Genomic DNA, 6,369 nt, shown 5'->3' with positions numbered 1-6,369 from the left:
GTTTGGGGGGGTCTTGTATGACGGCAACCCCGGGGGGGGGGGGGGGCCGGGGGGGGCCCCCCCCCCCGCCGCCGGGCCGCCGGGCGGCGAGCCGGGACCACCCGCACGGCTCTCAGAGCGCGAGGCAGTTGGGTCGCACCGGGCCGTCGGTCAGGGCGCCGCGCACGATGGTGTACGCGGTCCCGTCGAGCACCAGGCCGAGGTGCCCGACCACCCGCAGCGGGCAGTACGCCTGGATGAGGACGTTCGTCGCCCCGTCGTTGACGGCGGCGTTGCCGGTCGGACGGACCAGCTCGTCCTGGAGTGTGCGGACGGTGGTGTAGCGCACCGACCCCGGGGTGTCGTCCCCGGCGTTCAGGTCGGCGAGAAATGCGGAGCCGATGGTCATCTGTTGGCAGGCCACGATGCCGGCGCAGCTGCCGAGGCCGAGAAACGCCACGATGTTGGCGACGTAGGTGCCGTACTGGGGTGTGCCCAGACTGACGTACCGGCCGACGCTGGCGGTGCCGCCCAGGCTCTTGAGGTAGTAGCGGCTGACCAGACCGCCCTCGGAGTGGGCGACGAGGTCGACGGTCGCCGCGCCGGTGCTGGCGCGCACCTGCTCCACGTAGCCGGCGAACGCGCGGGCCGAGGCGGGGATGTCACCGAGGCCCAACCCGGGCAGCTGGTAGATGAAGGTGCGGTAGCCGTCGGCGCGCAGCCGGGCGGCGATGGGCTCGTACGCCACGGCGACGCCGCTGAGCCCGCCGACCACGATGACCGGGTTGGCTGCGGCAGCGGCAGCGAAGGCGGCGGTGGCAGCCGGGGCGGTGGAAGCTGGGGCGGTAGCAGCCGGGGCGGTGGGGGTGGCAGCGGTCGCGGCGCCGGCGGACGCCAGCAGCGCGGCGGTGGCCAGGGACACGACGAGGACGGTCTTTCGGAGCAGCATGGCTGCACCTCCGGGGGGAGGCACCCGGCGAACCGGGCAGGTGGGTGGGGGTGTCCGGTCGACCGTGCGACGATGATGCACGTCACAATTCAGAAACGTCAATGACTTGTTACGCGCCGGTAACCCGTTGTTCCACCGACGGCACAAACCGGCAATTCGGTGCCGCTCCACAGCGGACACCCGCCGCTGTGCGCGTACCCCGCCCCGCGCGAGGGTCGCCGCCCGCGACCAGGCACACCGGGACCGGGGGCAGGCGCACGCCGAGTCGGTGGCCGAGGCCGCAGCGCCATCAGGACCGGCAGTCCGGCGCGGCCGAACACGACGCGGCCGAACGCCGCCGGACCGAGCTCTACACCCGGGCCGTCGAGCTGCTCGGCAACGACAGCGCGGGCCGGTGGCCGGCGGGCACGGTGGTCGAACGGCTCGACGACGAGGGGCTGCTGCTCGTCGACCGCCGACGCGCGCTGAGCGCACGGTCGCGCTGACGCGGTCTCAGCGGACGGTCGCGCTGACGGGTCCTCAGCGGACGGTCGCGCGCAACCCGTCCAGGGCCACGCCGAGCACCCGGTCACGCTGCTCGGGTGCGGGGAACTGGGCCATCGTGAGACCGCTGATCAGGCGCACCACATCGTCGAAACCGACGTCGTCGCGCACCACGCCGGCGGCCTGGGCGCGGCGCATCAACGGCTCGCCGGCGGCGTAGATCTCCGTCCGGCAGCTGGCGAAGATCTCCGAGTCGTGCAGCAACTGCTCGGCGAGCGCGCGCTTCGTGGCGACGTACGCGACGAAGCGGTGCAGCCACGCGACCAGGGCGTCCCACGGAGGCAGCTCGGCCAGGTCGGCGGCGGAGCTGCTCAGCGCACGGACCTCCTCGACGTAGACGGCCTCGAACAGGTGCCGGCGGGTCGGGAAGTTGCGGTAGAGGGTGCCGATGCCCACCCCCGCCCGGCGGGCCACGTCCTCCAGGGAGGCGGCCGCGCCGTTCTCGGCGAACGCCTCGCGCGCCGCGGTGACCAGGGCGTCGTAGTTGCGCCGCGCGTCGGCCCGCTTGGGCCGCTGCGCGAAGACCTCGGGCGTCTGCCCCGCGCTGGTCATGGCGTGCGTCACCTCACCTTGGTTGCATCCGGAGGAACCCCTCCGCTAGCTTAGTGGAGGCACCCCTCCGGAACTGCCGGAGGACAGCCTCCGCTTAGCGTACCTCGGGACCCGCCCGATCCGGCCTGGCCACCCGATCGCCCGGACCCCGCAGACCTGCCCGCCTCCGACGACGGGCGACAAACCTCCTTCCGTACCGCATCAGGAGTTTTCTCTCGTGTCAGTGACATCCCGACGCAGCTCGCGTCGGCTCACCTTCACCGTGCTCGCGGCCGGCGCCGGATTCTTCGCGATGCTCCAGTCGTTGATCACCCCGGTGCTGCCGACCATCCAGCAGGACCTGCACACCTCGCAGAACACCGTGACCTGGGTCCTGACCGCCTACCTGCTCTCCGCGTCGATCTTCACGCCGATCCTCGGACGGGTCGGTGACATGGTCGGCAAGGAGCGGATGCTTGTCGTCTCGCTCGCCGCCCTCGCCCTCGGCTGCCTGGTGGCCGCCATCGCGCCGAACATCGGCGTCCTCATCGTCGCCCGGGTCGTGCAGGGCATCGGCGGCGCGGTCTTCCCGCTGTCGTTCGGCATCATCCGCGACGAGTTCCCCGCCGCGCGGGTCGGAAGCGCCGTCGCCTCCATCTCGGCGATCGTCGCTGCGGGCGGTGGCCTCGGCGTCGTGCTCGCCGGCCCGATCGTGGCCGCGCTGGACTACCACTGGCTGTTCTGGATCCCGATGGTCGTGGTCGGGCTGACCGCCGTCGCCGCGCACCTGTTCGTGCCCGAGTCGCCGGTGCGAACCCCCGGTCGGATCGACTGGCGTGCCACCCTGCTGCTCTCCGGCTGGCTGATCGCGCTGCTCCTGCCGATCAGCCAGGGCGCGGCCTGGGGCTGGACCTCCACCCGGGTGCTCGGCCTGCTGGTGCTCGCCGTGGTGCTGCTCATCGGCTGGCTCGTCGCCGAGGTGCGCTCGACCAACCCGCTGATCGACATGCGGATGATGCGCCTGCCCGGCGTCTGGACCACCAACCTGGTCGCCCTGCTCTACGGCGCGTCGATGTTCTCCGTGTACGCGTTCCTTCCCCAGTTCGTGCAGACCCCGACCGCCGCCGGCTACGGCTTCGGCGCCAGCATCAGCCAGGCCGGCCTGCTCATGCTGCCGATGCTCGTCGCGATGTTCGTCGCCGGTCTCGTCGCCGGCCGGCTCCAGGCCGTGTTCAGCGCCAAGGCACAGCTCGCCACCGGCGCCGCGTTCAACGTGGCCGCCTCCGCGATGCTGGCCGCCGCGCACGACACCCGCTGGGAGGTCGCCATCGCCGGTGGGCTGGTCGGTCTCGGCATCGGCCTGGCGTTCGCGTCGATGGCCAACCTGATCGTCGGCAGCGTGCCCGCCAGCCAGACCGGCGTGGCGACCGGCATGAACGCCAACATCCGTACCATCGGCGGCGCGATCGGCGCGGCCATGGTCAGCGGCGTGATCACCGCCCACCCGCAGGCCAACGGCCTGCCCCGGGAGGCCGGTTTCACGACGGGGTTTCTCGTCCTCACCGCGATCGCCCTCGCCGCCGCGCTCGCGGCCCTGGCCGTCCCGTCCGCCCGGCGGGCGTCGGCCGGTCGCCGGCCGTCCACCGCGACGATCGTCGAGTCCGAGCTAGCCGGCGAGTTCGCCACCATGCCCGCGACCCGCTGAGGTTCGCTGGCAAGTCGGAGCCCGGGCGGTTCGCCGCCCGGGCTCCGGCCTGCTCGGGAGTACGCTGGCCGCTCCCCCATCCACCGTTCGTCGTCTTCAGGATGCGCCCATGTCCGAATTGCTGACCGCCGACCGCATCGAAGAGATCGGCGCCCTGGGCGTCAAGAGCCCGGACCCGGCCGCGCTGGTCGCCGAGCTGGTGAGCGCCGTCGACGAGGGACGCCTCGCCGACCCCGACGACATCGGGTACGCGCTGCTGGTCGCCGCCGACATCCTGGAGCAGGCCGGTGACCTGGCCGACGCCCTCGCCCTGGCCACCCGCGCCATCGCCGAACAGCCCGACGAGGACGCGTACGCTCGAGCGGTGCGCGGCGGCCTGCTGCTGCGCCTCGGCCGCTCGGACGAGGGCATGGCCGAGCTGACCGAGCTGCGTCCGCTGCTGGAGACCAACCCCAACGCGACCTACCTGGTCGACGAGCTGGCCGAATCCGGCCACACCGACCTGGCGCTGGAATGGCTGACCGGGGCGCTCGACACGATCCTGGAACGGACCCGTACCCAGCAGCACGAGTCCGAGGACGCGCAGGACGAGGCCGCGGCCATGATCTACGGGCTGGCCCAGCGGCGGCACCACCTGCGCGAGGAGATGGGCCTCCCGCACGACGAGTACGACAACCTCGCCGACCGGCTGCGCGCCGCGAGCACCCACGCCCTCGACGCGCTCGACGACGGCCCCGCGACGCTGCTGTACTGGCCGGAGGCCGAGTTCAACGCGTTGCTGATGCGCTGGCCCGCGCTTGTCGACAGCTACCCGAAGACGTGGGACGAGCACCGTACCCAGATCGAACGCGCGCTCGCCGACGCCGCCGGGCTGGGCGGCGCGGACCTGGGCGTGGTCGCCGGCACCGTCGAGGGCCTGGCGGCGTTCGCCGGCAGCGACCCCATCGACGAGGAAACCCTTGACGAGTACGCCGACAGCCTCGACGAGGTGGGTCTGACGTCCTGGCCGCCCGGGCGCAACGACGCCTGCTGGTGCGGATCGGGTGCGAAGTACAAGAAGTGCTGCCTGCCCCGCTCGCGCGACTGACCCGCCGGGGCACTTTCCCCTGAGAGACGTATACCTGTGAGTCATATTGATGACTCACAGGTATACCGCTCTCACCCTGTCCGCACGGACGCCCCTCGCATCCGCCGCATCGATGGCCATGGCCAGTCCAGAGCAGGGCACTCCGCGTACGATCGACACCTCCGCTTCAGCCGGGCGGATTCGGCGATGGAGGCGATGGCGTGAGCGCGCAGGAGCAGCACGAGACGATTGAGGACAGTCCGGTCGGCTGGGTGGCCAAGCACATTCGGCGGTACGTGGAGACCGACGGCGCCGACGGTGGCACCTTCCAGGGCTACCCCGCGCTGCTGCTCACCACGCGGGGACGCCGCTCGGGCACACTCCGCCGCACCGCGTTGATCTATGGCCGCGACGGGGACGACCACCTGGTGGTGGCGTCCAACGGCGGTGCTGCCACGCACCCCGCCTGGTACCTCAACCTGAGCGCCGACCCGACTGTGGAGGTCCAGGTCGGCGCGGAACGGTTCGCCGCTCGCGCCCGGACGGCGTCCACCGAGGAGCGGGCCCGGCTGTGGCCGGTGATGACGGAGGTCTTCCCGACGTACGCCCGCTACCAGAGGGACACCGACCGGGAGATCCCCGTCGTTGTCATCGAGCGGACGTCCCCGGAAGACTCGACGATCTATTGATCCACGTCAGCGCCGCAGGGGGCTATGGTGACCGCAGGTAAGCACCTACTCCGATAGGAGAGCCGCCGTGCGCCGCCTCACCACCACCATCGCGCTGCTCGGGCTGTCCCTGTTCGCCCTGTTGACGCCGTCGCCGGCGAGCGCGGCGAGCACCGTCGAGGTCACGTCCGCGACCCTGGTCGCGAAAGGCGTCGCCGTGGACCTCACCCTCACCGTGACCTGCGACGCTGGCCTATCCGGCGGCGCGGAGCTGATCCTGCGCCAGCGCTCGGGCAACCGGGTGGCGTACGGATCGGGCTGGGCGCCGGTCAGCTGCACCGGCCAACCGCAGGCAGTGACCGGGCGCGTGTACGCGGAAGGCGGCGGCTTCGCCTTCAACCGGGGCGTGGCGCTTGCCAGCGGCGGCTTCGAGCTGTGCGGCCAGGACGCGTGCGACTACCCGCGCTTCGAAGACGAGGTCCGCATCACCCGCTGAACCGGTCGGACGCACTAGCCAGGAAACGGCTGCCTGGATGGCTCCACAATCATCGCGACCGGCGCGACGACAAGCGCCACCTATGACGTTCCTTCAAGCAGGCCGCGAGATAGCGCATCCGCCCGCACGTCGAACAGCGGGATCAACTTGTCCGCTCGGCGAACCTTCCACGCGCTCCATCCGTTGATGGCCACTTTACCGGTGACCGTCGCGCCGGCCGGGGAGGGCGACTCGAAAAGTTCCCCCCTTTCCAACTCGATCTGGCCAGCCGCGCTGATGCGCGCCTTATAGTCGGCCCGCTTATAGGTCAGAACCATCTCCTCGCCAGCGGTGAGCGCACCCACGGCCACCAGCCGAGCGACCGTGATGCCACCGAAGTAGGCACGAGTCCGTGTGGCCACGGCGGTCGGGACTCGTTGGCTGGGAACCGAG

8 protein-coding genes are annotated in these 6,369 nt (G+C 71.6%); 5 read left to right on the top strand and 3 right to left on the bottom strand.

All coding sequences use genetic code 11. The features are described from left to right. Positions 1–112 precede the first annotated feature (112 nt). A complete protein-coding gene (locus ACFYPR_RS11550; protein ID WP_387179903.1) occupies positions 113–928 on the bottom strand; it encodes an esterase/lipase family protein in 816 nt (271 codons plus the stop codon). Positions 929–1,116: 188 nt separating this feature from the next. Here ACFYPR_RS11550 and ACFYPR_RS11545 point away from each other — a divergent pair, with 188 nt between their 5' ends. Next, entirely contained in the window at positions 1,117–1,413 is a 297-nt protein-coding gene (locus ACFYPR_RS11545) for a hypothetical protein (RefSeq protein WP_387179906.1), read from the top strand. A 34-nt stretch (positions 1,414–1,447) separates the two neighbouring features. Here ACFYPR_RS11545 and ACFYPR_RS11540 read toward each other — a convergent pair whose 3' ends face one another. After that, positions 1,448–2,023 carry a helix-turn-helix domain-containing protein gene (locus ACFYPR_RS11540; RefSeq protein WP_354861005.1) on the bottom strand — a complete coding sequence of 192 codons (576 nt, stop codon included), beginning with the start codon at positions 2,021–2,023 and terminating at the stop codon, positions 1,448–1,450. Between the two features lie 217 nt (positions 2,024–2,240). Between ACFYPR_RS11540 and ACFYPR_RS11535 the strand changes: the two genes are divergently transcribed. The 4 genes from ACFYPR_RS11535 to ACFYPR_RS11520 all read left to right on the top strand — a co-directional run bounded on the left by ACFYPR_RS11535 (position 2,241) and on the right by ACFYPR_RS11520 (position 5,937). Next, entirely contained in the window at positions 2,241–3,707 is a 1,467-nt protein-coding gene (locus tag ACFYPR_RS11535; RefSeq protein WP_355134767.1) for an MFS transporter, read from the top strand. 109 nt (positions 3,708–3,816) lie between these two features. Continuing rightward, positions 3,817–4,794, top strand: a complete 978-nt coding sequence (locus tag ACFYPR_RS11530) for an SEC-C domain-containing protein (protein WP_355067182.1) — start codon at positions 3,817–3,819, stop codon at positions 4,792–4,794. A 200-nt stretch (positions 4,795–4,994) separates the two neighbouring features. Then, positions 4,995–5,462 carry a nitroreductase family deazaflavin-dependent oxidoreductase gene (locus ACFYPR_RS11525; RefSeq protein ID WP_355067183.1) on the top strand — a complete coding sequence of 156 codons (468 nt, stop codon included), beginning with the start codon at positions 4,995–4,997 and terminating at the stop codon, positions 5,460–5,462. A gap of 67 nt (positions 5,463–5,529) precedes the next feature. Then, positions 5,530–5,937, top strand: a complete 408-nt coding sequence (locus ACFYPR_RS11520) for a hypothetical protein (protein ID WP_355067184.1) — start codon at positions 5,530–5,532, stop codon at positions 5,935–5,937. Between the two features lie 80 nt (positions 5,938–6,017). Here ACFYPR_RS11520 and ACFYPR_RS11515 read toward each other — a convergent pair whose 3' ends face one another. Continuing rightward, positions 6,018–6,338: a hypothetical protein gene (locus tag ACFYPR_RS11515; protein ID WP_355067185.1), complete on the bottom strand. Its 321-nt coding sequence runs from the start codon at positions 6,336–6,338 to the stop codon at positions 6,018–6,020. Between the last annotated feature and the right edge of the window lie 31 nt (positions 6,339–6,369).

Origin of the sequence: Micromonospora sp. NPDC005254, assembly GCF_042872525.1 — a bacterium.
In the GTDB taxonomy this organism is placed as follows: Bacteria; Actinomycetota; Actinomycetes; order Mycobacteriales; family Micromonosporaceae; genus Micromonospora.
This window is presented reverse-complemented; position numbering and strand designations above follow the sequence as displayed.

Bases quoted from the DNA above. Each gene is read 5' to 3' on its own strand.
- ACFYPR_RS11550 (WP_387179903.1), bottom strand. From the start codon at position 928: ATGCTGCTCCGAAAGACCGTCCTCGTCGTGTCCCTGGCCACCGCCGCG.
- ACFYPR_RS11540 (WP_354861005.1), bottom strand. From the start codon at position 2,023: ATGACCAGCGCGGGGCAGACGCCCGAGGTCTTCGCGCAGCGGCCCAAG.
- ACFYPR_RS11530 (WP_355067182.1), top strand. From the start codon at position 3,817: ATGTCCGAATTGCTGACCGCCGACCGCATCGAAGAGATCGGCGCCCTG.